The sequence below is a fragment of the Pseudogemmobacter lacusdianii genome, from assembly GCF_030848395.1.
Classification (GTDB): Bacteria; Pseudomonadota; Alphaproteobacteria; order Rhodobacterales; family Rhodobacteraceae; genus Pseudogemmobacter; species Pseudogemmobacter lacusdianii.
On the sequence record NZ_JAVDBT010000001.1, the window covers coordinates 112,880 to 134,777 of the forward strand.

At 62.9% G+C, this 21,898-nt stretch carries 21 protein-coding genes; 7 read left to right on the top strand and 14 right to left on the bottom strand.

Annotation, left to right across the window (positions count from 1 at the left end; all coding sequences use genetic code 11):
* Positions 1 to 70: 70 nt before the first annotated feature.
* Genes pcaD through Q9295_RS00550 form a run of 3 tightly spaced genes read right to left on the bottom strand, consistent with a single transcriptional unit; the run spans position 71 to position 2,640 of the window.
* Positions 71 to 856 carry a 3-oxoadipate enol-lactonase gene (pcaD, locus tag Q9295_RS00540; RefSeq protein WP_306678346.1) on the bottom strand — a complete coding sequence of 262 codons (786 nt, stop codon included), beginning with the start codon at positions 854 to 856 and terminating at the stop codon, positions 71 to 73.
* Positions 857 to 859: 3 nt separating this feature from the next.
* Positions 860 to 1,813 (bottom strand): threonine ammonia-lyase, encoded by a 954-nt coding sequence (locus tag Q9295_RS00545; RefSeq protein ID WP_306678348.1) that lies wholly within the window; start codon positions 1,811 to 1,813, stop codon positions 860 to 862.
* Positions 1,810 to 2,640: an alpha/beta fold hydrolase gene (locus Q9295_RS00550; RefSeq protein ID WP_306678350.1), complete on the bottom strand. Its 831-nt coding sequence runs from the start codon at positions 2,638 to 2,640 to the stop codon at positions 1,810 to 1,812. Before Q9295_RS00550 ends, Q9295_RS00545 begins: the two co-directional genes overlap by 4 nt.
* Before the next feature lie 214 nt (positions 2,641 to 2,854).
* On the opposite strand from Q9295_RS00550, the gene Q9295_RS00555 reads away from it, so the two are divergent.
* The 3 genes from Q9295_RS00555 (at position 2,855) to Q9295_RS00565 (ending at position 7,412) form a co-directional block, all read left to right on the top strand.
* On the top strand, positions 2,855 to 4,639 hold the full coding sequence (locus Q9295_RS00555) for an ABC transporter transmembrane domain-containing protein (protein WP_306678351.1): 1,785 nt from the start codon (positions 2,855 to 2,857) through the stop codon (positions 4,637 to 4,639).
* A gap of 172 nt (positions 4,640 to 4,811) precedes the next feature.
* On the top strand, positions 4,812 to 6,704 hold the full coding sequence (locus tag Q9295_RS00560; protein ID WP_306678353.1) for an acyl-CoA synthetase: 1,893 nt from the start codon (positions 4,812 to 4,814) through the stop codon (positions 6,702 to 6,704).
* Positions 6,705 to 6,878: 174 nt separating this feature from the next.
* Positions 6,879 to 7,412, top strand: a complete 534-nt coding sequence (locus tag Q9295_RS00565; protein WP_306678355.1) for a DUF1176 domain-containing protein — start codon at positions 6,879 to 6,881, stop codon at positions 7,410 to 7,412.
* A gap of 48 nt (positions 7,413 to 7,460) precedes the next feature.
* Here the strand turns inward: Q9295_RS00565 and dtd are convergent, their stop codons facing one another.
* The 10 genes from dtd to Q9295_RS00615 form a co-directional block, all read right to left on the bottom strand.
* Positions 7,461 to 7,901: a D-aminoacyl-tRNA deacylase gene (dtd, locus tag Q9295_RS00570; RefSeq protein ID WP_306678356.1), complete on the bottom strand. Its 441-nt coding sequence runs from the start codon at positions 7,899 to 7,901 to the stop codon at positions 7,461 to 7,463.
* Positions 7,898 to 8,836 (bottom strand): carbohydrate kinase family protein, encoded by a 939-nt coding sequence (locus Q9295_RS00575; RefSeq protein ID WP_306678358.1) that lies wholly within the window; start codon positions 8,834 to 8,836, stop codon positions 7,898 to 7,900. The genes dtd and Q9295_RS00575 overlap by 4 nt, the downstream gene beginning before the upstream one ends.
* 60 nt (positions 8,837 to 8,896) lie before the next feature.
* Entirely contained in the window at positions 8,897 to 9,874 is a 978-nt protein-coding gene (locus Q9295_RS00580; RefSeq protein ID WP_306678360.1) for a phosphoribosylaminoimidazolesuccinocarboxamide synthase, read from the bottom strand.
* Between the two features lie 86 nt (positions 9,875 to 9,960).
* Positions 9,961 to 10,461 (bottom strand): GNAT family N-acetyltransferase, encoded by a 501-nt coding sequence (locus tag Q9295_RS00585; protein WP_306678362.1) that lies wholly within the window; start codon positions 10,459 to 10,461, stop codon positions 9,961 to 9,963.
* A gap of 28 nt (positions 10,462 to 10,489) precedes the next feature.
* A complete protein-coding gene (locus tag Q9295_RS00590) occupies positions 10,490 to 11,605 on the bottom strand; it encodes a TFIIB-type zinc ribbon-containing protein (RefSeq protein WP_306678364.1) in 1,116 nt (371 codons plus the stop codon).
* 88 nt (positions 11,606 to 11,693) lie between these two features.
* Entirely contained in the window at positions 11,694 to 12,800 is a 1,107-nt protein-coding gene (locus Q9295_RS00595) for an SPFH domain-containing protein (protein WP_306678366.1), read from the bottom strand.
* Between the two features lie 142 nt (positions 12,801 to 12,942).
* Entirely contained in the window at positions 12,943 to 13,920 is a 978-nt protein-coding gene (locus Q9295_RS00600; RefSeq protein ID WP_373457404.1) for a DUF2927 domain-containing protein, read from the bottom strand.
* Positions 13,907 to 15,079: a toxic anion resistance protein gene (locus tag Q9295_RS00605; protein WP_306678367.1), complete on the bottom strand. Its 1,173-nt coding sequence runs from the start codon at positions 15,077 to 15,079 to the stop codon at positions 13,907 to 13,909. Before Q9295_RS00605 ends, Q9295_RS00600 begins: the two co-directional genes overlap by 14 nt.
* Before the next feature lie 68 nt (positions 15,080 to 15,147).
* Entirely contained in the window at positions 15,148 to 16,029 is an 882-nt protein-coding gene (locus tag Q9295_RS00610; RefSeq protein WP_306678369.1) for a 5-bromo-4-chloroindolyl phosphate hydrolysis family protein, read from the bottom strand.
* Between the two features lie 290 nt (positions 16,030 to 16,319).
* On the bottom strand, positions 16,320 to 17,699 hold the full coding sequence (locus Q9295_RS00615; RefSeq protein WP_306678371.1) for a pseudouridine synthase: 1,380 nt from the start codon (positions 17,697 to 17,699) through the stop codon (positions 16,320 to 16,322).
* Between the two features lie 87 nt (positions 17,700 to 17,786).
* Here Q9295_RS00615 and Q9295_RS00620 point away from each other — a divergent pair, with 87 nt between their 5' ends.
* On the top strand, positions 17,787 to 18,239 hold the full coding sequence (locus tag Q9295_RS00620) for a nucleoside deaminase (RefSeq protein ID WP_306678373.1): 453 nt from the start codon (positions 17,787 to 17,789) through the stop codon (positions 18,237 to 18,239).
* A 33-nt stretch (positions 18,240 to 18,272) separates the two neighbouring features.
* On the opposite strand, the gene Q9295_RS00625 is transcribed toward Q9295_RS00620, so the two are convergent.
* Positions 18,273 to 18,968, bottom strand: coding sequence for a metal-dependent hydrolase (locus Q9295_RS00625; protein ID WP_306678375.1), 696 nt, complete (start codon positions 18,966 to 18,968; stop codon positions 18,273 to 18,275).
* A gap of 252 nt (positions 18,969 to 19,220) precedes the next feature.
* Here Q9295_RS00625 and gatC point away from each other — a divergent pair, with 252 nt between their 5' ends.
* From gatC to Q9295_RS00640, 3 genes are read left to right on the top strand one after another with little or no spacing between them, the layout of a single operon-like run.
* On the top strand, positions 19,221 to 19,508 hold the full coding sequence (gene gatC / locus Q9295_RS00630; protein WP_306678376.1) for an Asp-tRNA(Asn)/Glu-tRNA(Gln) amidotransferase subunit GatC: 288 nt from the start codon (positions 19,221 to 19,223) through the stop codon (positions 19,506 to 19,508).
* 8 nt (positions 19,509 to 19,516) lie between these two features.
* Complete coding sequence (gatA, locus tag Q9295_RS00635) at positions 19,517 to 21,001, top strand: Asp-tRNA(Asn)/Glu-tRNA(Gln) amidotransferase subunit GatA (protein ID WP_306678765.1); 1,485 nt, start codon at positions 19,517 to 19,519, stop codon at positions 20,999 to 21,001.
* A 50-nt stretch (positions 21,002 to 21,051) separates the two neighbouring features.
* Positions 21,052 to 21,816, top strand: coding sequence for a hypothetical protein (locus Q9295_RS00640; RefSeq protein WP_306678378.1), 765 nt, complete (start codon positions 21,052 to 21,054; stop codon positions 21,814 to 21,816).
* The last annotated feature ends 82 nt before the right edge of the window (positions 21,817 to 21,898 follow it).

The following is a 21,898-nucleotide window of genomic DNA, read 5'->3' on the forward strand; positions in this document are numbered from 1 at the left end:
CAAGGCGAAGGGTAAGGCGGGGGTTGAGGGAAGGCAGAGCGGTTTGCGACCTCTATATGCCGCAAATGCTTTAGTTGTGGCCGATGGCGGTAAGGAAGCCATTCAGGAGATCGGCATAGGCTGGCGGGTCTTCCAGCATTGGCAGGTGGCCCACACGGCGCATCAGCTGATAGCGCGCGCCGGGGATGAGGTCGGCGGTTTCGCGCATCAGGTCTGGCGGGGTGGAGCCGTCATTGGCCCCGGCGATGACAAGTGTGGGCAGCCGCAGGGTGGCGGTGGTCTCGTAAAAATCGGTGCCGGAGATGGCGGAAGCGGCGCCGATCCAGCCTTTGGGGTTGGTGGCGAGGAGCGTGTCGCGCAAGGCCGGGAGGGCGGGGTTGTCGCGCCAGGCGCGGCCGAGCCAGCGCTGGAAGCTTGCTTCGGCGATGGCCCCGACGCCCGAGGTTTCGACCGCGGCGATGCGCTCTTGCCATTGCGGGACGGTGCCGATGCGGGGGGCGGTGTTGGAGAGCACCAACCCGCGGACAAGGTCGAGCCGTTTGACGGCAAGGCCTTGGGCGATCATGCCGCCCAAGGAGACGCCGATGACCACGGCGTCTTTCAGCCCGAAATGTTCAATCAGCCGTTCAACATCGCGGATCATTGTGCCCATTTTATAGGGCGGCTCGGGGGTGTCGCTTTGGCCATGGCCGCGCAGGTCCATGCGCAAGATGCGGTGGTGGGGCAGGTGCTTTACCAGCCCATCCCAAAGCCGCAGATCGCCGCCAAGACCGTGGATCAGCACCAAGGCTGGGGCGGTCTCGGGGCCTTCGATTTGCACGTTGAGCCGCAGGTCGGGGAGAAAAACATGGGGCATAGATTAGACTTGTAAGCTTTGGGTGAAGAGGGCGGGGTCGATATTGCCGCCTGAGACGACGCAGATCACCGTATCGCCAAGGCCCGGGGTGAAGAGCGCGGCGGCAAGGGCGACGGCGCCGCCGGGCTCGGCCACAAGGCGCAGATGGGTGAAGGCCTCGGCCACGGCTTGCAGGGCCTGCGCATCGCTGACGGTAAGGCCGGGACCGGCGTGTTCAAGCAGGATCGGCAGGGTCAACTGGCCCGGCGAGGGCGTGGTGATCGCATCGCAGATCGTGCCGATGGTCGAAGGATTGCGCTGCCAAGTGCCGCTGGCGAGCGAGCGGGCGGCATCGTCAAATCCCATTGGCTCGACAGTGCGGACACGAAGATGCGGGGCCTTTTGCGCCACGGCAAGGGCGATGCCCGCAGCCAAGCCGCCGCCACCGCAGGGCACCAGCACATCCGTGGGACCAAGACCAAAGCTTGCGGTCTGCTTGGCAAGCTCAAGTCCGACAGTGCCTTGGCCCGCGATGACCTGCGGATGGTCAAAGGGCGGGATCAGCGCCAGCCCGCGCTCGGCCGCGAGACGGGCGGCGATGGCATCGCGGTCCTCGGTGGCGCGGTCATAAAGCACCACCTCGGCACCGTAGGCCTTGGTATTGGCGATTTTGACCGCCGGAGCGTCTGAAGGCATCAAGATCACGGCTTTGATCCCATGCGCGGCGGCGGCCCAAGCCACGCCTTGCGCATGGTTGCCCGAGGACATTGCCAGCACGCCCGTTCCGGGCGGCAGGGCCGAGACGGCGGACCAGCCACCGCGCGCCTTGAAACTGCCGGTGATCTGCAAAGCCTCGGCTTTGACCAGCACGCGGCGACCGGCAAGGCGGTCGAGGAGTGGCGCGTGCAGCAGCGGGGTTTGGCGGATATGGCCGGCCATGCGCGCGGCAGCCGCCTCGATCATTGCAAAGCTGGTCATCTTAATCTCTCAAGCCATTTGCCAATGGCCATAAGGGATTGCGGCTCATCAAGGAAGGGGACATGGGCGCGGTCGGGCACCCCGGCGAGGATCATGTCGGGGCAACGGGCTTGCATTTCGGCGGTGGCCTCAGGCGTCAGAAGGTCCGAGTTCTCGCCGCGGATCAGCGCCAAAGGCAGGCCAGTGCAGGCCTCGAACATCGGCCAAAGATCGGCGGGAGGCTGGGAGAGGCCCTCCAAGAAGGGCTCACGCAAAGCGGCGTCGTATTTCAGCTGCAAGCCGCTGGGCGTCTCATCGTAGAAATGCTGCACCTCTTGCAGCCAGCGGCTGGCGGGGACATTGGCAAAGCCTTCCATCACATGAGGCATCTTGGCGGCCGCTTCCGCATGGGTTTTGGCGGCGGGGCGGCGGCCGATGTAATCGCGGATCCGCTCAAGCCCCGGACGGTGGATCACCGGGCCAATGTCATTGAGGCACAGCCCCAAGAGCCGCGCCTTGGCGGTGGCGGCAAGATACATGCCGTTGATGCCGCCGCGCGAGGTGCCCAAGACTGCCGCTTGTTGAAGCCCCAGATGGTCCATAAGCGCCAGCGCGTCACCGGCCTCGGTCGGCACGTTGTATGTCTGCGGGCCGGTCCAATCACTCTCGCCTCGGCCACGATAGTCCATCCGGATCACCCGGCAGCCGGTCAGATGCGGGGCGACATAGTCGAAATCCGCCATGGTCCGCGTCAGGCCGGAAAGGCAAAGCACGGGCAGCCCCTGACCCTCATCCTGATAGGCGAGACTGGCCCCATCGGGGGCGGTGAAGCGCAGAGAAGAGGGCATAGGCATTCCTTCATAACGGGGCAAAGGCCCTGCCGCGATGCTGCCCCAAGCCCGCCCGCAAGTGCAAGCCGCATGGCCGCCGCGACAAAGCTGCGCTTGCCCCATGGCAGGCGAGGACGTAAACCCGGCCCGCATCCGCTAGGGCTTGCCTTCCGCAGTCCCAGCCCTTTGCATAAGACCCTGTTGTACAAAGCATTGACATAAAGGCAGCCCGATGGCCCGCAGCCCTGTGACTACCGAAGAGCGTCCCGCCTCGCGCCGTGTTGGCGCTTTGGCTGGGCTCGCGCCCTTCCTGCGGCCTTACCGCTTGCTGGCGCTTGGCGCTGGGCTGGCGCTGATCCTGACGGCAACGTTAAGCCTGATCTTGCCTTTGGCGGTTCGGCGCGTGGTGGATGGGTTCCAATCCGCCGATGTGGCGCTTTTGGATCAATATTTCGGTGCCTTCCTTGGTATTGCCGCCTTGCTCGCGCTGGGCACGGGGCTGCGCTACTGGCTGGTCACGCGGCTGGGCGAACATGTCGTGGCCGATATTCGCCGCGCTGTCTTTGACAAGGTGATGGGGTTCAGCCCTAGCTTTTATGAGCGCGTGATGAGCGGTGAGATCCTGAGCCGGATCACCACCGACACCACGCTTATCCTGTCGGTCATTGGCTCTTCGGTCTCGGTCGCTTTGCGCAATGTCTTGATGTTGCTGGGGGGGCTTGTGCTGTTGCTTGCCACCTCGGCCAAGCTGGCGGGGTTGGTCTTGTTGATCGTGCCTGCCGTGGTGGTGCCGATCGTGGTGCTGGGGCGGCGGCTGCGAAGCCTTAGCCGTGAGAACCAAGATTGGATCGCGGCCTCCTCGGGGCAGGCGTCTGAGGCGCTGAGCGCGGTGCAGACCGTGCAGGCCTATACCAATGAGGCGCAAACCCAGCGCAGCTTTGCCACGCTGACCGAGCGCAGCCTGCGTTCCGCCAATGCCCGCATCGCCACTCGGGCGGTGATGACGGTGATCGTGATCTTCCTCGTCTTCGCGGGCATCGTTGGCGTCCTTTGGGTCGGGGCGCGCGATGTGCGCACCGGGGCCATGAGCGTGGGCGAGCTGATCCAATTCGTCATCTATGCGGTTATGGTGGCGGGTGCCGTTGGTGCTCTGTCCGAGATCTGGGGCGAGTTGATGCGCGCCGCAGGGGCCACCGAGCGTTTGGTCGAGATCCTTTCCGCCGAAGATGCTGTGCAAGATCCGGCCGAGCCCAAGGCCTTGCCGCAGCCCCTGCGTGGCGAGATCCGGCTTGAGGATGTGGGCTTCCATTACCCCTCGCGCCCTGACAGCTCGGCGCTAAAGGGGGTGAGCCTGACCGTTGCCCCCGGCGAGACGGTGGCCTTGGTTGGCCCCTCGGGTGCCGGCAAAACCACGGTTTTGCAGCTTTTGCTGCGCCATTATGACCCGCAGGCTGGGCGGATCACGCTGGACGGTGTGAATCTGCGCGACATGGCGCGGCAGGACTTCCGCAAAGCTTTGGCCTTGGTGCCGCAAGATCCGGTGATCTTTGCTGCCACCGCCCGCGAGAACATCCGCTTTGGCCGCCCCGAGGCCTCGGATGCCGATGTGGAATCCGCCGCTTTCGCCGCCGCCGCACATGATTTCATCGCAGCGCTTCCCGATGGTTATGACACTTACCTTGGTGAGCGTGGGGTGATGCTTTCGGGCGGTCAGCGCCAGCGCATCGCCATCGCCCGCGCCATCCTGCGCGACGCGCCGATCCTGCTTTTGGACGAGGCGACCAGCGCTCTCGACGCAGAATCCGAGCGTGCTGTGCAATTGGCCGTCGAAACCATGGCCAAAGGCCGCACCACCTTGATCGTGGCGCACCGTCTGGCCACCGTGAAGCGCGCAGACCGCATCGTCGTCTTTGACGGCGGCAAGATCGTTGCCCAAGGCACTCACGATGAACTGGTCGCCCAAGACGGGCTTTACGCACGTCTCGCGCGGCTCCAATTCACCGACGGCGCCAACTGAAACCACAATCGGGGTTCCCGCCCCCAAAGCGCCGCACAAGGGCGTGAACGCAACGTCTCCTTTGGCGACGTTGCGTCGGCTCGGCGCGAAAAAGGTTGGCAAAGCAAGCCATCCCTTTCATCCTTTGCGGGATTGGCCCTCCACAGAAGAGGGGTGGAAGGAGAGAACCACGATGGCAGATTTCGCAAGCCGCGCAGATGTGATGGCGATTGAGGCCGAGGGAGCCTGGGCCGATCTTGATGTCGCCCGCACGATGTATGATTTCCTCAGCCGTGCCAAAGCCTCGCATGGCGCGCGTCCGGCGATCAGCTATCAGCTGCTCTCTGCCCCCAAAGCCCCGGCGCGCAGCCTGACGTGGAGCGCTCTGCATGCTGAGGTGACGCGCGCGGCCAATCTCTTCCGCAGTCTTGGCGTGGGTGAAAAAGACGTTGTTGCCTATGTCATGCCCAATGCGATGGAGACGGCCGTTACCTTGCTCGGCGGCGCGGTCGCGGGCATCGTCAATCCGATCAACCCGCTCTTGGAGCCGCAGCAGATCAGCGCCATCCTGCGCGAGACCAATGCCAAAGTCGTGGTGACCTTGCGCGCCTTCCCGAAGACGGATTTGGCGCAAAAGGTGGCCGAGGCGGTGAAGTTTGCCCCCAATGTGAAAACCGTGGTTGAGGTCGATCTTTGGACCTATCTCACGGGTGCCAAAAAGCTGATCGTGCCGTTGATCCGGCCGAAAAATCCCGTGGCGCACCGCGCCGATGTGATCAGCTTTCATGCCGCTCTTGCGCGGCAACCCTCGGATCGGCTGACCTTCACCGATACGCCCGAAGATCGGGTTTGCGCCTATTTCCACACTGGCGGCACCACCGGCCTGCCGAAGGTGGCGCAGCATAAATTCTCGGGCATGGTCTATAACGGCTGGCTGGGGCAGAAGCTCCTCTTCACCCCCGAAGATGTGGTGATGTGTCCGCTGCCCTTGTTCCACGTCTTCGCGGCCTATCCGATCCTGATGTCGATGATCGCCTCGGGCGCGCATGTCGTCTTCCCGACCCCGGCGGGCTACCGGGGCGAGGGGGTGTTCGACAACCTCTGGAAGCTGATCGAGCGGTGGAAATGCACCTATCTGATCACCGTGCCGACCGCATTGGCGGCCCTGATGCAGCGCCCGGTCAATGCCGATATCTCGACCCTGCGCAATGCTTTCTCGGGCTCGGCGCCGCTGCCGATTGAGCTTTATAACCGGTTCAAAAAGGAAACCGGGGTCGAGATTGTCGAAGGTTACGGTCTTACCGAATGCACCTGCCTTGTCGCCGTGAACCCGCCCGGCGGCACTAAGAAAATCGGCTCGGTCGGACTGCCCTTCCCGCATACCCATGTCCGTATCCTCTCTAAAGAGGGCGCGATTGGCTTTCGCGAATGCGCGGTGGATGAGGTGGGCGAGATCTGTGTGGCGAACCCCGGTGTCTATGAGGGCTCGACCTATACGGAAGTCGATAAGAACAAAGACCTCTTTGCCGAGGGCCGCTTCTTGCGCACTGGCGACCTTGGGCGGTTGGACGCCGAGGGCTATCTCTTCATCACCGGGCGCGCCAAGGATCTGATCATCCGCGGCGGCCATAACATCGACCCCGCGCTGATCGAAGAGGCGCTGATGGGCCATCCGGCGGTCGGCTTTGTCGGCGCCATCGGCCAGCCCGATGCGCATTCGGGTGAGCTGCCTTGCGCCTATGTCGAACTGGTCAAAGGCGCCGAAGTCAGCGTCGCGGAGCTGACGAGCTATGCCGATAAACACATCGCCGAACGCGCTGCGCGACCCAAGGTGATTGAGATCCTGCCAGAGCTGCCGAAAACCGCTGTGGGCAAGGTTTTCAAGCCTGACTTGCGCCGTATGGCGATCACCCGCGTCTATGATGCGGCGCTGAAGTCTGCGGGCATCCCGGCGCATGTGGCCGAAGTGGTTGAGGATAAAAAGCGCGGCCTTGTTGCAGTGCTTACCCGCGAAGGCGCGGTCGAAGATGCCAGCGTGGCCAAGGTTCTCAACGCCTTTATCAATCCTTGGCAGTGGCAAGAGTAAGCGCCCAAGCGCTATATCGAAACGGGGCCATTCCCTTTATTTGTATCAAACTATCCCCGCCGGAGGCCGCAACAGCCACGGCGGGGCGGGCTGCATGACAAAAAGTTTCATTTGCTATCTGCGCCGCCTCTTCGCAAAACTAGCGCACAACTCTAGGAATTTGTGTGGAACGTTATGCTGAACATCCGCTGCGCGCTTTTGGCCGCTCTGACCCTTGCGACGCCGGCTTTGGGCCAACAAAGCTCATTCCAATCCGAGGTGCTGTTTCAGCACAAGCATTGGCAGGTTGAGCTTGTGGCTTGGGACGATGGGAGCATGGGCTGTCAGGCGGCGGTGGGCGATGCCTCGGAAAGCTTCTCGCTTTGGATCTTCCAAGATTACTCGGTCCAATTGCAGTTCTTCTCAAAGGCTTGGGAGTTTGGCAGCGGCGAGAGCGCAGATCTGCAATTGCAGATTGACCGCTTGCCGCAATGGAGCCTGACCAATGCCGAGCTGACGCAAAACTCGGTGCTCTTCACCTTGCCGACAGGCGATTCCGGGTCGGAATTCATCTTGGAGGTTGCCAGGGGCAATCGGCTTTTCCTGCGGACCGCTGATGGTGGTGCAGTGCAGGACTACTCGCTGTCGGGCAGCCGCGCCTCGATCGATGCGTTGATCACTTGCGGTACGGTCATTAACGAGCAAAAGCCGAGCAATCCGTTCAAATAATCTAGGTTTGGCACGGGCGCATGCAGGGGCGTAGCCCCCGCATGGGCTTTATGCCTCGGTATCGACCCAGATCGTCACCGGCCCGTCATTGACCAATTCCACCGCCATATCGGCGCCGAAGATACCGCGCTCGACGGGCAGGCCTTCGGCGGTCAAGGCTTCGGCAAAGGCCTCGTAAAGGCGTTTGCCGTCTTCGGGCGGGGCGGCGGTGGAAAAGCCGGGCCGATTGCCGCGCAGATCGGCGGCAAGGGTGAACTGGCTGATAACCAAAATAGATCCGCCGATATCGCGGACTGAGCGGTTCATCTTGCCCTGATCGTCTTGGAAAATCCGCATCTTGGCGATTTTGGCCGCGAGCTTGGCGGGATGGGCATCCGTATCGCCCTGCATGGCGCAGACAAGGATCATCAACCCCGGTCCGCAGCGCCCGACCACTTCGCCCGCGACCGAGACTTGCGCGCGGCTCACACGTTGTAGCACGGCCCTCATGCGGCAGGGGCCTCAAGCTCATGCGCCCAAGGCGGGTTGGCACCGGGGCGGCTGACGGTAACGGCGGCGGCGCGGATGCCAAGGGCCAATGCGGCATCCAACTCTGTAGCGGTCAGCGAGGCGACACGCGCCTTGCTCAGCGCACCCGCCTGCTGAAGCGCGGCCAGAACGCCCGCGTTGAACGTATCGCCTGCGCCCACGGTATCAGCGACCTCAACCTTGCGGGCGGCGACAAAACGGTCTTCGGTCGCGGTCAGCGCCCGCGCACCTTTGGCACCTTCGGTGATGAAGACCACCTTCGGCCCACGCGCCAGAATACCGCGCGCGAGGTCACCAAGATCGCCCTCGCCCTCAAGCCACAGGAGATCCTCGTCCGAAAGCTTCACCAAATCCGCCTGCGCGATCATCCGCTCGATCCGGGCGCGATAGGCCTCTTCTTTGCCCTCGATAAAGCCGGGGCGGATATTGGGGTCGATCATGGTGACGCGGGCAGGGGCCTCGCGCGCTTGCAATGCCTCATAGGTGCTGGCGGCGGGATCATTCACAAGGGAAATCCCGCCGAAAAACAGGGTCGAGACGGCCTCGGGTAGCGCGGGCAGTTGGTCAGAGGACAACATCCGCCCCGCCGTCGCCTCATCATAAAAGGCATAGGTCGCCTGACCCTCCACCAGCTTCACGAAGGCCACCGTGGTCGGGCGGTCCGAGCGGGCAAGGAGGCTGACATCCACCTTCGAGGCCGTCAAAGTATCGGCCAAAATCTCGCCCAGCATATCGGTCGAGACGCCCGAGAAAAACGCCGCCGGCGCGCCGAGACGGCCCAAGGCGATGGCGGTATTGAACACCGCGCCGCCCGCATAGGGGGCAAAGCAAGCCTCGCCCGTGGTCGACACGCGCGGCAGCATATCAATCAGCGCCTCGCCACAGCTGAGAATCATCGCACTCTCCCTAAAGGTTCCGGCGCAGACTATCGGATTGGCCGCTGTTAGCGCAAACGGTCAGGCGAACCAATGCGCAAGATTGGCCCGCACTCTGTCCAGAGGCGTGGCGGCAGAGCTGTCGGGGCGGAAGCTCTGGCCGGTGATCGCCTCGAAGGCATCGATATAGACCTGCGCGGTCTGCGCGATCATCTCGGGCGGGATTTCTGGCAGCGGATCCTTATAGGGATCGCAGCGCGCCACCACCCAAGAGCGGATCACGTCTTTATCAAAGCTCGGCGGCCGGGTGCCGTTCTCCAGCGCCTCTTGATAACCCGAGGCGATCCAATAGCGGCTGCTGTCGGGGGTGTGGATTTCATCGGCCAGCAGGATGCGACCCTGCGCATCGGTGCCAAATTCGTATTTGGTATCAACCAAGATCAGCCCACGCTCGGCCGCCATCTTCTGGCCGCGTGCGAACAATGCCAAAGCATAGCCCGAGACCTCATCCCATTGCGCTTGGGTCAAAAGCCCTTGGGAAACAATCTCTTCCGCCGTCAGCGGCTCATCATGGCCCCCGTCAAAGGCCTTCGAGGTCGGCGTGATGATCGCCTGCGGCAAGGCCTCATTGTCGCGCAAACCGTCTGGCAAGACATGGCCATACATCTCGCGTTTGCCAGCCTTGTATTGCGTCAGGATCGAGGTCGAGGTGGTGCCCGCCAGATAGCCACGCACCACCACTTCCACCGGCAGAATTTGCAGGCGGCGGCCGATCACCGCATTGGGGTCGGGATAGGCCATCACATGGTTGGGGCAGATATCGGCGGTGGCATCGAACCAATAGCGCGCCGTCTGGGTCAGCACTTGGCCCTTCCACGGGATCGAGGCCAAGATCTGGTCAAAGGCCGAAATCCGGTCCGAGGAGATCAGCAGGCGCTGGCCCTCGGGCGCGGCATCAGTGGGCGGCAGGTCATAACAGTCGCGGACCTTGCCAAAATAGGGGTTCGGCAGTTCAGCGATCCGTGCATGGGGCAGGACGCGGGTCAGGTCGAGCGACATCAGAGCCTCCGGTTCAGGCGGGCTTAGGGAATGGGCGCGGAATGGACCGGGGGCGGGGGGGTGTCAAGAGAGGACCACTGCGCGGGTCAGGCGTAGAAGGCCTTGTGATAGGTGACCTCGCCCCGCGGCAGGCTGCCCTGCAAGGGTTGAGCCATGAAATATTCCGCAGGCACATTGGGGAAGGTGATCCCCGGCACCACCGCAAAGCCAAAGCGGCTGTAATAGGCCGGATCGCCCAAGACCACGCAACCTGCTGCAGCATGGTCTTGCGCGAGTTGCGCCATGCCCGCATGGATCAACCGCCCACCATGGCCCAAGCCCTGCGCCTCTGGGGCAACCGAGACCGGCCCAAGGCCATACCATCCCTGCGTCCCATCCGCGATCTGCACCGGGGACCAAGCGGCATGGCCGATCAGCCCCTGCGGCGACTCAAGCACCAGCGAGAGCGTCAGCGCCCTTGCGTCACGCAAAGCGGCGATGATCTGGGCCTCATTGCCGCCGCTGTGCGGGGCGGTGGCAAAGGCACGGGTGGTCAATGCGGCGATCTCAGCCGCATCGCTGGGGCGTTCGGGGCGAAGGATCGTCATCAGGCATTTCCTTCAACAGCGTAGGGCTTCAGCGGAACCCACCCTTTTCATGCACATAGAACAGCCCCGCCGCGACAATGGCCGCCAGTATCGCCGCAAAGGCGATCTTCCAGACCGACCAAGGCCGCTCGCCCTGAACCTCACCGGTTTGGCCGTTGACCAAGAAGCGATAGCTTTTGCCGTTGTATTTATAGGCCGCCATCCAGACCGGCAGCAGGATATGCTTGAAGGTCTCAGCCGACCAATCGGTGTCGACCGAATTGACCCTTTGATCATCGCCGCCAATGTCTTGGCGCACATCACCGACGATCACTTGGCTCATATGCTCCTTGGCTTGGCGATCGGCATCGGCCAGCGAGACGGTGTAGCCCTCGGCCTGAAAACCGGCCAGATAATCCGGTGAATAGGGCTGCAAAGCGCCAAGATCCCAAGGCTCCAACCGCTCGGCCAAGACGCGCGGCAGGCTGGTTGCGCCCAAGACCACCACATCGTCGAAATCCCGCGCCACTTGGCCCGAGGCGGGATACCAGCGGGTCTTGCGCACCTGCTCTTGCCGCTGCTCGGACTTGCCGTTCACGTTCACCGTGACGGTGCGCGTCTCGTAATAATGGACGCCGCGCTGACCGACGTAGCGCGAGTAAGTTGAGGCATCAAAGGTCCAATGCGGCACATAAACGCCCGAGAGCGCGCGGCCCTTGCGGGCATATTCCACCAAAGAGTTTGGCGCGAACCACAGATTGCCCAGCCAATCGGTCATCGCATTGCGGGCTTGGCCTTCGGTGAGTTGGAAGGGCACCAAGGCCTGCGGTTTAATCAGGCGCTGCGGGTCACTGTCGAGCACCACCGGCGAGGCGCAGAACGGGCATTCGGTGGCATGCGATGTGCCCAAAAGCTCGATCAACGCCCCGCATGAGGTGCAATGCACCGTGCGCACATCAAATGAGGCCGCATCCGGCAGATCATCGCGCAAGCCCCGCTTCAGATCATGCTCGATCAAGGCGCGCGCGCGGGTCTTGGCTGCAACCTCCGGCAATGCTTGGACATTTCCGCAATGCTGACAGGTCAGCGAGGTCTGACCCGGCGCATAACGCAACTGGGCACCGCATTGGTCGCAGGGGTAACGATGTTCTGAAGGCTGGGTCATTGAAGCATAAGATAAATTTCAGGAATGAGAGGGGGGCACGCGGCCCCCCTTGCGCCATTTCTGGGGCAATTCACCCCCAGAGCCTCGGTCACATCGGCGGCGGGGGCGGCGGTACTTGGCCCAAAAGCCGCGACAGCGCGGTCTCGGCGGCGGCTTTCCAGCCGTCTTGGCCGGCGGTCCAGACCAAGGTGGTCCGGCTCAAGGCGCCACTTGCAATCATCTGCTGCAACTCGGTTTCCGAGAAGGGGCCCTTGGTGGCGCCATTTTCAGCGACATGCCAAGTCTTTGCCGCAGGCGGCGGAGGCGGCGGCGCTGCGGGTGCCGCAGCGGCGGGCGCTGCCGGAGCCGCGCCCCAAGGCCCAAGGTTCTGCGCCATGCCAAGACCCATACCGGCCGCCATGCCAGCCCCCATCATGCCGCCCGCGCCCGAAGCCGGATTGGCCAAAGCTTCCGCCGCGTTGAACTGCATGTATTTGTTCAGATCACCTGCCACCCCGATCGAGGTGCGCTTGTCCATGACCTTTTCAACCTCTTCCGGCAGCGAGATATTCTCGATGTAGAACTCGGGGATCGAAAGGCCGTATTCCGCGACTTTCGGCGCGATCTTATCGGCGATGATCTTGCCCAGATCCTCAAGATTGGCCGCCATATCCAGCACCGGAATGCCGGAACCTGCCAAGGCTTGGCTTGCGGCATTCACGATCTGGTTGCGGATTTGCAGCGAGACTTCGGTGGTGGTGAACTCACCATCGGTGCCGACGATCTCGGTCAGGAATTTGCCCGGATCGGTGACGCGCATCGAATAGGTGCCGAAAGCGCGGATCCGCACGGCACCAAACTCGGGGTCGCGCGCCATGATCGGGTTCTTGGTGCCCCATTTCTGGTCGTTGAACCGCGTCGTGTTGACGAAATAGACCTCGGATTTGAACGGCGATTGGAAGCCATGATCCCAATGCTGCAGTGTCGTCATGATCGGCATGTTGTTGGTCTCAAGCATGTAGAGACCGGGGCCAAAGACATCCGCCAGCTGGCCTTCGTGAATGAAAACAGCTGCTTGGCCTTCGCGCACCGTCAGCTTGGCCCCCATCTTGATCGCCTGACCGCGACGGTCGAAGCGCCAAACCATCGTGTCGCGGGTGTCATCGAGATATGAGATGACGTCGACGAATTCGCCTTTAAGGAAATCGAAGACCATGAGCGGTGCCTCCTGTCGGATTTGGCCCCAAAGCTGGGGCGCGGGCAGACTGCCCGGTTGATAAAACTAACATAGTCGAGGTGCGTCGGGATTGAAGGGGGAAATCGCGTGCCAAAACGCCCCTGCAATGCCGCTGTTACGCCTAACTCGACCCGCCGTAGACCATCTGTTCGGCCAGACGCTGCACGATAGGACGGGCTTCCTCGATCGTCATCCCGGGCCGCAAGCCGGGGTTGTAAAGGATACGCAACAACTGCTCATCCATGCGGGTCAAAAGCGCAAATTCCTCATCATCATTGAAGATCGACGGCCGCGCGCGCGGGCTGTCATTGGCAAGGCCCAAGCCTTGGGCGATCTCTTCATGAAAACAGGATTGGCGCAGCAGGTCGGGGTGCTCGGCCCGCACAACGGCGACAGCCTTCGTGTAATGGCCTGAATTTCCAGAGGAAAGCGCATAGACAAGGCAATAGGTCGTCCGTGGCATCTGCGTGACGCCGGCGACATCTTGGGGAGAAAGCCCCGGCAAAGCGGCGCGCAGAGCAGGGCCCATCGCCTCGCGCTCATCTTCAGAGACGACATAGACCCAGAAGTTGGGCGAGGCGTCCGAGAGCGAGATCGGGTGGCCTGTGATCTGGCTCAGCCGCGCCAGATAAGAGCCAACCCGCGCGCGATCCGTCGCCTGTCGCTCGGCCGGGACCGAGGCGCCAAAGCGCAAGCCAACCCGCACCGGCCCAGTCCATTTGCGCAAAGAAGAGGCAGCCTCTTTTTGAACAAAGCCGCCAGCGCTGCGGCTATATTCATCGAAAAGCGCGATCTTCAGGAAGTTCTCGGCCAAGATACGGTCGGTGTAGGGCGTATCTTGCCCGCCCCCATCGGTGCGCAGCAGGCCCTGTTGCAGCAAGGCTTGCTGAACTTGCGCGTAATAGACCCGCGCCGCGGCCGATTTCGCGCTTTCCGGCGCGGCTTCGGTCAAAGGCGTAGGCAGAGGCACCGGCATATTGCCGCGGCCTCCGGGGCTGGGCGGCGCTGTCGGCACGCAAGCCGCTGCCATCGCCAGAGCGGCGCTGGCGAGCGACAGACGGGGAAGGGCGCGCAGCGAGACCACCTTAGCCCTGTGCAGCGCCTGAGGCGGTCGAGCGCGCTTTGGCCGAGGCCAAAGTATCGCGCAATTCTGCCTCCATCTTGACGAGATCCTGCTCGGCAGCGGCACGTTTGGCCTTGCCTGCGTCAGCGATCGCCAGGCTTTCGTTGATCGTGTCGATCAGCGTCTGATTGGCGCGCTTCACAGTCTCAATGTCAAAGACGCCGCGTTCCATTTCCGTGCGGACCACACGGTTGGTCTCTTGCAGGTTCTTGGCGTTGGATTCCAAAAGCTCATTGGTGAGATCGGTGGCGCGCTTCACCGCAACCGCCGCTTCTTGCGAGCGCTGAATTGTCACGGCCTGTGCAAGCTGGGTTTCCCACAAAGGCACGGTATTGACCAAGGTCGAGTTGATCTTGGTGATCAGAGATTTGTCATTTTCCTGCACCAAACGGATCGAGGGCAGGCTTTGCATCGTGACCTGACGGGTCAGCTTCAGGTCGTGTACCCGACGCTCCAGATCGTCCCGCGCCGCGCGAAGATCGCGCAATTCTTGCGCTTTCAAAACTTGGTCATCTTCGGGTGCAGCGGCAACTGCGGCCACTTTGGCCGGGATGTCATTGGCATCAAGCTCGGCCAACTTCGCCTCACCAGCAGCAATGTAAAGTGCCAGCTCGTCATAGAAGTCCAAAGTTTTATCATAGAGCACATCCAAGGACTTAACGTCCTTCAGAAGCTTATGCTCATGGCTCAGCAGATCCTCGGTGATCCGGTCGATCTGGCTTTGCACATCTTCATAACGTGCAACGAATTTTGCGAAAGGCGCGGTGCGGCCCAAAAGGCGCTCCCACCAGCTGGCTTTGCGGCGCAGGTCCAACTCGCTGACGGAAAAACCGCGGATGGTGGTGACGATGTTTTGCAAGGAATCCCCGGCAGGGCCGGCATCCTTGTTTTTGACATCTTGCAACATCTCTTGGCTGATTACTTGCAACTCAGCCTGCGCCGAGGAGCCAAAGGAGATGATCGACTGCGTGTTCGAAATGTCCAACTGGTCCATCCGCTTGCGGATTTCGGCCGCCTTGGCGGAAGGCGCATCTTTCAATGCGACAATCTCTGTCGAAGGTTCAGCCAGCACGACAGCCGCGACAGATTGGACTTCAGAGGCAAGGGTGGCATCGGGGGTCTTGGTGGGGGCCATGAAAGATATCCTTGATGCAGATGGGCTCGGGGCGAATGCACTCGCGGCAAAGCGTTAAGAGCAGTTCTCTAGCGGTTTTCCATTTTTAGCCGGTCGCGCAGCACGGAAATCTCAATATCCAGATCGGTGCGGTCATTGGCCAAAAGGGCTTTGGAACGGTCGGCGAACGTGGTCTCAAGATCGGTCAGCAAAGCCTCCCAATCGTCACGCGCTTGGGCGTCTTTGGTCTGGGCATAGTGATCGGCGAATTTGACCGTCGCGTCCTTGGCGCCGGTCAAATACACCGTGAGATATTTGCGCGCCGCGGTCAGATCACCGGGATCGGCTTCGATCTGGCGAAACAGCGCGCGGGCGCGCGCGGCGAATTGATCCACGCGGCCCTCTGCGCGGCGGTCCGAGGCGCGCAGGATGGCGTCTTTCATTGCGGCAAGGCTGGCCTCAGCCTCGGCCAATACACGGGCGACACGGTCTGATTGAAAGGCGTCAACGCCCTCCATGCCCTTGTCGCGCATCGGATCCATCCCAAAGGCCCCGTAGTGCAGAGCCGCACCGGCGAGGGCATAAAAGGCCGGAATGATCGACAGGCCATGCGCGATCAGCCCGCCCAAAGCCAAAGCCGCGCCCGTGGTTGCAGCACCAAAAAGGAGCCGAGGGATTGCTGGGCGACGGGCCACGCGGCGCGCCGTCCATTCAGCACGGGCGCGCAAGCCTTCGCGCGAAAGCCAAGCCGACAGGATCAGCAAACCGCCTGCGCAAAGCCCCAAAAGCATGGCATCGGGCGCCTTGCCAAAGGCGGGGAACAGAAAGGCAAAGGCTGAGAGAAACAGCACATTGGCCCGCCAGCGGCCGGTGACCCGAACTTTTGGCTCAGGCGGCGGGGCGGGCGTTTGGCCCGGCTGCGCAGGCCGCGCGCCTTGGGGGCTGTATTTTCCGCCATAACGCTGCGCCATCAGACGCCTCCCGACCGAGCGACGTAGAACACCAGCGCCACCAGCAGCGCCAAAGACAGGGTTTTCAGTGCGGAAGAGGACATAAGGCAAGTTCCATAAGCACAAGACCGACAGCACGTTGGCGCTAATCCTAGCCCAGAGCAATGGGCCGCGCCAGCGGGGCTTGGGGGAAATGCGCGGCTTTGCTCCCCCTTGGATTCGGAGCGCTGGTCTGGCAGGCCGCGGCAGCTTTGGCGCGCTGCGGCCTGCGGATCTGGGAGTTGCGCCTTAAAGGCGGCGCGCCGTACGGCTCAGCTGCCGCGACGCGGACGGGCAGGGCCGCGACCGCTTGGTCCAGAAGAGGAGGGGCCACCAGAGGATGAGCCGCGCGGGCCAGAGCTGCGCGGGCCAGAGCTGCGCGGTGCAGAGGCTGGGCCGCTGCCGGTTTTACCCGCATAGCCACCACGCGAAGACCCACTGGGCTTTCCGCCCGATTTGCCAAGGCCTTGCGCCTCGTCGCGGTCGACAAAGCGGCCCACGGGCTTGCCGCCAGCAGGTTTCCCTGCGGCCGGGCGCGAGGTGAGTTTCCCCTCGGCGCGGGGCGCGAATTTGCCAGCGCCTGTCGCCGGTCCGCGCGTCTCACCTTGTGTTGCCCCCGAGCGGGCGGGGCGGTCGCCGGATCTTGGCGTAACGGCCTCTTTCCAAGCGCGGCCCAGTTCTTTCACCGGGTCGGTTGAGCGCGGGTCTCGGGCGGCGGGGGACTTGCCACTTCCGCCTTTGTGATCGCGGGTACGGTCCTCGCGCGCCCAATCTTCACGGGCGCGTGCATCACTTTGGCTGGAATGTTTGCGCGGTGCAAAGGGCGTGGTGGCAGCCGACCGGGCGGCGGGCTTGCCAGCCTCCGCCGGGCGGCGCGGGGCCAAGCGGCGCTTCGGAGCTTCTTCAGGCGCGACCTCGGAACCGGTGCCCAGCTGCTCGTGCAGCACCTTTTGGCGCACCTCTTCGACATGGCCAGGGCGCAGATCGTTCAGCCGGAACGGGCCGTAAGACACCCGGATGAGCCGGTTCACATAAAGGCCAATCTCGTTCATCGCGCGGCGAATCTCGCGGTTGCGGCCTTCGCGCAGACCCACGGTCAGCCAAGCATTGGCACCTTGGATCCGGTCCAAGGTCACCTGCATCGGCTGGAATTGCTCGCCATCGATCAAGATGCCTTTGCGCAAGGGTTCCAGCTCGGGATCGGTCGGATTGCCATTCACCCGTACCCGGTATTTGCGCAGCCAGCCGGTGGAAGGCAGCTCAAGCCGGCGCTTCAGCGCGCCGTCATTGGTCAGCAAAAGCAGACCTTCCGAGTTCAGGTCGAGCCGGCCCACGGACATCACCCGTGGCATATCCTCGGGCAGATGGTCAAAGACCGTATCGCGGCCCTTTTCATCCGAGGCCGAGGTCACCAGACCCTCGGGCTTGTAATAAAGCCAAAGCCGCGCCGGCTCTTCGGGCGGCAAGGGGTGGCCCGAGATCGTGATCCGGTCCTTCGCCGTCACATTCAGCGCGGGTGAGGTGATGCGCTTACCATTCACCGTCACCTCGCCATCTTCGATCAGCCTTTCGGCTTCGCGCCGCGAGGCGACGCCCCGGCGGGACAGGACCTTGGCGATCCGTTCGCCTTCAGGGGTTGCTTTGTCGGCCATCTGCGGAAACCTTTACGCGGGCGGGAGAGATCGGGGTGTCGCCCCCCGGGAAGCGCCCAGAGTATTTGTTTCAGGAGGCAGGGGCAATTGGCCTTCCGGTCCTATATGGCGCTTGCGCTGGAAGAAGCGCAGGCAGCGGCCTTGCGCGGTGAGGTCCCGGTGGGGGCCGTCGTCGTCGCCCCGGGTGGCGAAGTTGTGGCGCAAGCAGGCAATCGCACGCGAGAATTGAGCGATCCAACCGCCCATGCCGAGGTTTTGGCGATCCGTGGCGCTTGCGCGGCTTTGGGGTCCGAGCGGCTGATCGGCCATGACCTTTACGTCACGTTAGAGCCTTGCCCGATCTGCGCGGGCACCATCGCGGCGGCGCGGATTGCGCGGCTTTACTATGGGGCAGCGGACCCAAAGTCGGGCGGGGTGGCGCATGGGGCGCGGGTCTTCTCGCATCCGCAATGCCACCATCGGCCCGAGGTCTATGACGGCATCAGCGGGCGTGAGGCTGAGCAGCTTTTGCGGCAATTCTTCCTCGCCCGCCGCGAATAGGGGCGACAGCGCCGCCCCCGTGCCGCATATGGATTAGAAGCGGATAGGCTCCAAAACCTCGGGCTCGATCACCTCGGTGCCGGGCGGCAGGCCCGAGCGCAAAGGCGCTGCGTCTTGGGCGAGAATCGGGAAGGTCTTGTAATGGCAGGGAATCACCCAGCGGAAGGCGAAATACTTCCGTGCCGCCCAAGCCGCCCGCTCCATATCCATCGTGTAATGGCCGCCACAGCTGAGAATGCCGATATCGGGGCGGTGCAGCTCTCCCATCCAAGCCATGTCGGCCATGATATCGGTGTCGCCCGAGACGTAGATCACATGATCGTCGCCCGAAATCATAAAACCTGCGGCCGAGCCTGCTGGCAAAATCCCCTTATCGCCAAAATCGATCGAGGCGGAATGCGTGGCGTTCACCATCGTCACCTTGGCACCGCCAAGATCAATCGTGCCGCCCTTACCAAAACCGATCACCTGCGTGCCTTGCCCTGCAAGCCAAGCTGAGACCTCATGGATGCAGGCCACCGGCGCGCCGGTCTCGGCTGCGATCTGCACGACCTCAGAGGCATGGTCGCCATGCGCATGGGTCAAAAGGATATGCGTCACACCTTGCAAAGCCTCGGCCCGCCGTTCGCTGGGAAAACTTGGGTTGTCGTTCAGCCAAGGATCGACCAGCAACACTGCGCTTTCGATCTCGATGCGAAAGCTGGAATGGCCAAGCCAAGTGATCTGCATGGGGCTCTCCTGAAAATAGGTCTGGATAGGGCGGGCCGTGAAAGAGGCAAAACGCCGGGCCTAAGGGGTAAACTAGGGGCAGGAGGACGGCATTCCAACCCATAGAACCGCCTGAGATTGATCAAAGGTCGCGCAATCTCGGGCGTCAGATGCTTGCAGGGCGGGTGCGGGGCCGCTAAACGAGGGCCGTCCGTGCCACGCATCAGTCCCTTGCCGCGCATGTCAGAACGGACGCTAGAACCGGGGGTCCCCATGCCGATCGACATCGAAACCGCGCGCAAAGTCGCCAAATTGGCCCGGATTCGGGTTGAAGAAAGTGATTTGCCGAAGCTTGCCGACCAATTGTCGGGCATTGTGGCAATGATGGAAGAGCTGAATGAGGTGGACGTCGAAGGCGTGGCACCGATGGTCTCGGTCACGCCGATGCGGCTGCCGCGCCGCGCCGATGTGGTGACGGATGGCAATATCCAAACCCTCGTTCTGAAGAACGCGCCCGAGGCGCGTGAGGGCTTCTTTGCGGTGCCGAAGGTGGTGGAATGAGCGCGAATATGACGGCGAACCAGCTGACGATTTCTGATGCGCGGGATGCGTTGCGGAAAGGCGAGATCTCGGCCGTGGATCTGGCGATGTCTTGCCTGACGGCAATTGACGCCAGCGACCCGCTGAACGCCTTTGTGCATAAAACCCCCGAGATCGCGCTGGAACAAGCGCGCGCGGCTGATGCCCGGATCGCAAGCGGCGATGCGCCGGCGATGTGCGGCATCCCCTTGGGGATCAAGGATTTGTTCTGCACCAAGGGCGTGCCCTCGCAGGCGGCTTCGAACATCCTTGAAGGCTTCAAGCCCGAATACGAATCCACCGTCACCACCAAGCTTTTCGACGCTGGTGCGGTGATGCTGGGCAAGCTGAACATGGACGAGTTTGCCATGGGCAGCTCGAACGAATCTTCCTGCTACGGCAATGCGGTGAACCCGTGGCGCCGGGAAGGCTCGGACGTGGCTTTGACCCCCGGCGGCTCTTCGGGCGGCTCGGCGGCGGCTGTGGCGGCTGATCTGTGCTTGGCTGCCACCGGCACCGATACCGGCGGCTCGATCCGCCAGCCCGCCGCCTTCACTGGCATCGTCGGCATCAAGCCGACCTATGGCCGCGTGTCGCGCTGGGGCGTTGTTGCCTTTGCAAGCTCGCTTGACCAAGCCGGCCCGATGACCAAATCGGTGCGTGATGCGGCGATCATGCTGGGCGCAATGTCCGGCCATGATGCCAAGGATTCGACCAGCGCCGACATGGCTGTGCCGGATTTCGAAGCCGCTCTCACCGGCGACATCAAAGGCAAAGTCATTGGTATTCCGAAAGAATACCGCATGGAGGGCATGCCCGCTGAGATCGGCGCGCTTTGGGATCGTGGCATTGAGATGATGCGCGACGCCGGGGCCGTGATCCGCGACATCAGCCTGCCCCACACCAAATATGCGCTGCCTGCTTATTATGTGATCGCGCCCGCTGAGGCCTCGTCCAACCTCGCCCGTTATGACGGTGTCAAATATGGTCACCGCGCCAAATTGGGCCCGGCTGACGGCATCACCGAGCTTTATGAGAAAACCCGCGCCGAGGGCTTCGGCCCCGAGGTGCAACGCCGGATCATGGTCGGCACCTATGTGCTCTCGGCTGGCTTCTACGACGCCTATTACAACCGCGCCCGCAAGGTCCGCGCTTTGATTAAGCGCGACTTCGAGGCGGTCTTTGCCGACGGCGTCGAGGCGATCTTGACGCCTGCCACCCCGTCCTCGGCCTTTGGTCTGGGTGATATGGCGACGGCTTCGCCGGTTGAGATGTATCTCAACGATGTCTTCACCGTCACGGTGAACCTTGCCGGTCTGCCGGGCGTCTCGGTGCCGGTGGGGCTGGACGCGCAAGGGCTGCCCTTGGGGCTGCAATTGATCGGCCGTCCGTGGGACGAAGCGGGGCTTCTCAATCACGCCTATGTGCTAGAGCAAGCCGCCGGATTTGTTTCCAAACCAACGAAATGGTGGTAGGGGCGGCGCAAAGCCAAACCTATCTCCCTTCCGCCACCCATGAGGCAGTGATGTTCCGCCGTTCCGCCGCTCTGCTCTTCGCCGTCCCTTTGCTGGCGGCCTGCCAGCCCTCGGTGCCGGATTCCGGGGCCGGTGTCGGATTCACGGATTACAACAGCTATATCCGCCAAAACAGCGGTGCACCCGCCGTGGTGGCCCAGCCGCAAGCGCCGGCAACCGCCGCGCCTGCGGGGGGCTTCAACCCTGCCGCCGCCTCTGCGGCGATCGACCGGGCTCAGGGCGTCACCCCCAGCGCCGCCGCGCCCAGCTACAGCGCGCCTGCGATCAGCGACGGGGCTGCTTTGGGCACGCTTGACCCCAACCGTCCGCGCGGCGATGCGCCCGCTGGCATCCGCGTGGAATCGGGTGAGATGGCCGCCGCCGGCCATGCCGGGATCTCGGACGAACAAGATTTCAACGCCGTCTCCTCGCGCGAGACCATCGCCAGCGACAAGCAACGGATTGAGCAAAACCGCGCGCAATATGTGGTGGTGCAGCCCAAGGATCTGCCGGTGCGTCCGGGGGAGCAGGGGCCGAATATCGTGGATTACGCTTTGCGCACCACAAACAATCCTGGCACCCAGCTTTATACCCGGGGCGGCTTTGGCCTGCGCGATCCGCTGGTCGCCTGCTCGAAATACGCCTCCCCGGATCTGGCACAGCAGGCCTTCTTGGCCAAAGGCGGCCCGGATAAGGACCGGATGGGTCTTGATCCCGATGGTGACGGCTTTGCCTGCGGTTGGGATCCGCGTCCCTTCCGTACCGCCCTGCAATGAGCGCGCCGGCGAGCCTCGATTCGCCGCCGCTCTCAGAAGCGACCTTCCCATCTCCGAATTTCACCGAGCGGCGCGGCGGCCT

Coding starts and splice junctions, on each gene's coding strand:
- Q9295_RS00615 (WP_306678371.1), bottom strand. CDS start 17,699: ATGGCCGACAAAGCAACCCCTGAAGGCGAACGGATCGCCAAGGTCCTG.
- Q9295_RS00565 (WP_306678355.1), top strand. CDS start 6,879: ATGCTGAACATCCGCTGCGCGCTTTTGGCCGCTCTGACCCTTGCGACG.
- Q9295_RS00580 (WP_306678360.1), bottom strand. CDS start 9,874: ATGTCGCTCGACCTGACCCGCGTCCTGCCCCATGCACGGATCGCTGAA.
- Q9295_RS00610 (WP_306678369.1), bottom strand. CDS start 16,029: ATGGCGCAGCGTTATGGCGGAAAATACAGCCCCCAAGGCGCGCGGCCT.
- dtd (WP_306678356.1), bottom strand. CDS start 7,901: ATGAGGGCCGTGCTACAACGTGTGAGCCGCGCGCAAGTCTCGGTCGCG.
- Q9295_RS00585 (WP_306678362.1), bottom strand. CDS start 10,461: ATGACGATCCTTCGCCCCGAACGCCCCAGCGATGCGGCTGAGATCGCC.
- pcaD (WP_306678346.1), bottom strand. CDS start 856: ATGCCCCATGTTTTTCTCCCCGACCTGCGGCTCAACGTGCAAATCGAA.
- Q9295_RS00550 (WP_306678350.1), bottom strand. CDS start 2,640: ATGCCCTCTTCTCTGCGCTTCACCGCCCCCGATGGGGCCAGTCTCGCC.
- Q9295_RS00625 (WP_306678375.1), bottom strand. CDS start 18,968: ATGCAGATCACTTGGCTTGGCCATTCCAGCTTTCGCATCGAGATCGAA.
- Q9295_RS00605 (WP_306678367.1), bottom strand. CDS start 15,079: ATGGCCCCCACCAAGACCCCCGATGCCACCCTTGCCTCTGAAGTCCAA.
- Q9295_RS00560 (WP_306678353.1), top strand. CDS start 4,812: ATGGCAGATTTCGCAAGCCGCGCAGATGTGATGGCGATTGAGGCCGAG.
- Q9295_RS00545 (WP_306678348.1), bottom strand. CDS start 1,813: ATGACCAGCTTTGCAATGATCGAGGCGGCTGCCGCGCGCATGGCCGGC.
- gatC (WP_306678376.1), top strand. CDS start 19,221: ATGCCGATCGACATCGAAACCGCGCGCAAAGTCGCCAAATTGGCCCGG.
- gatA (WP_306678765.1), top strand. CDS start 19,517: ATGACGGCGAACCAGCTGACGATTTCTGATGCGCGGGATGCGTTGCGG.
- Q9295_RS00595 (WP_306678366.1), bottom strand. CDS start 12,800: ATGGTCTTCGATTTCCTTAAAGGCGAATTCGTCGACGTCATCTCATAT.
- Q9295_RS00590 (WP_306678364.1), bottom strand. CDS start 11,605: ATGACCCAGCCTTCAGAACATCGTTACCCCTGCGACCAATGCGGTGCC.
- Q9295_RS00555 (WP_306678351.1), top strand. CDS start 2,855: ATGGCCCGCAGCCCTGTGACTACCGAAGAGCGTCCCGCCTCGCGCCGT.
- Q9295_RS00575 (WP_306678358.1), bottom strand. CDS start 8,836: ATGATTCTCAGCTGTGGCGAGGCGCTGATTGATATGCTGCCGCGCGTG.
- Q9295_RS00640 (WP_306678378.1), top strand. CDS start 21,052: ATGTTCCGCCGTTCCGCCGCTCTGCTCTTCGCCGTCCCTTTGCTGGCG.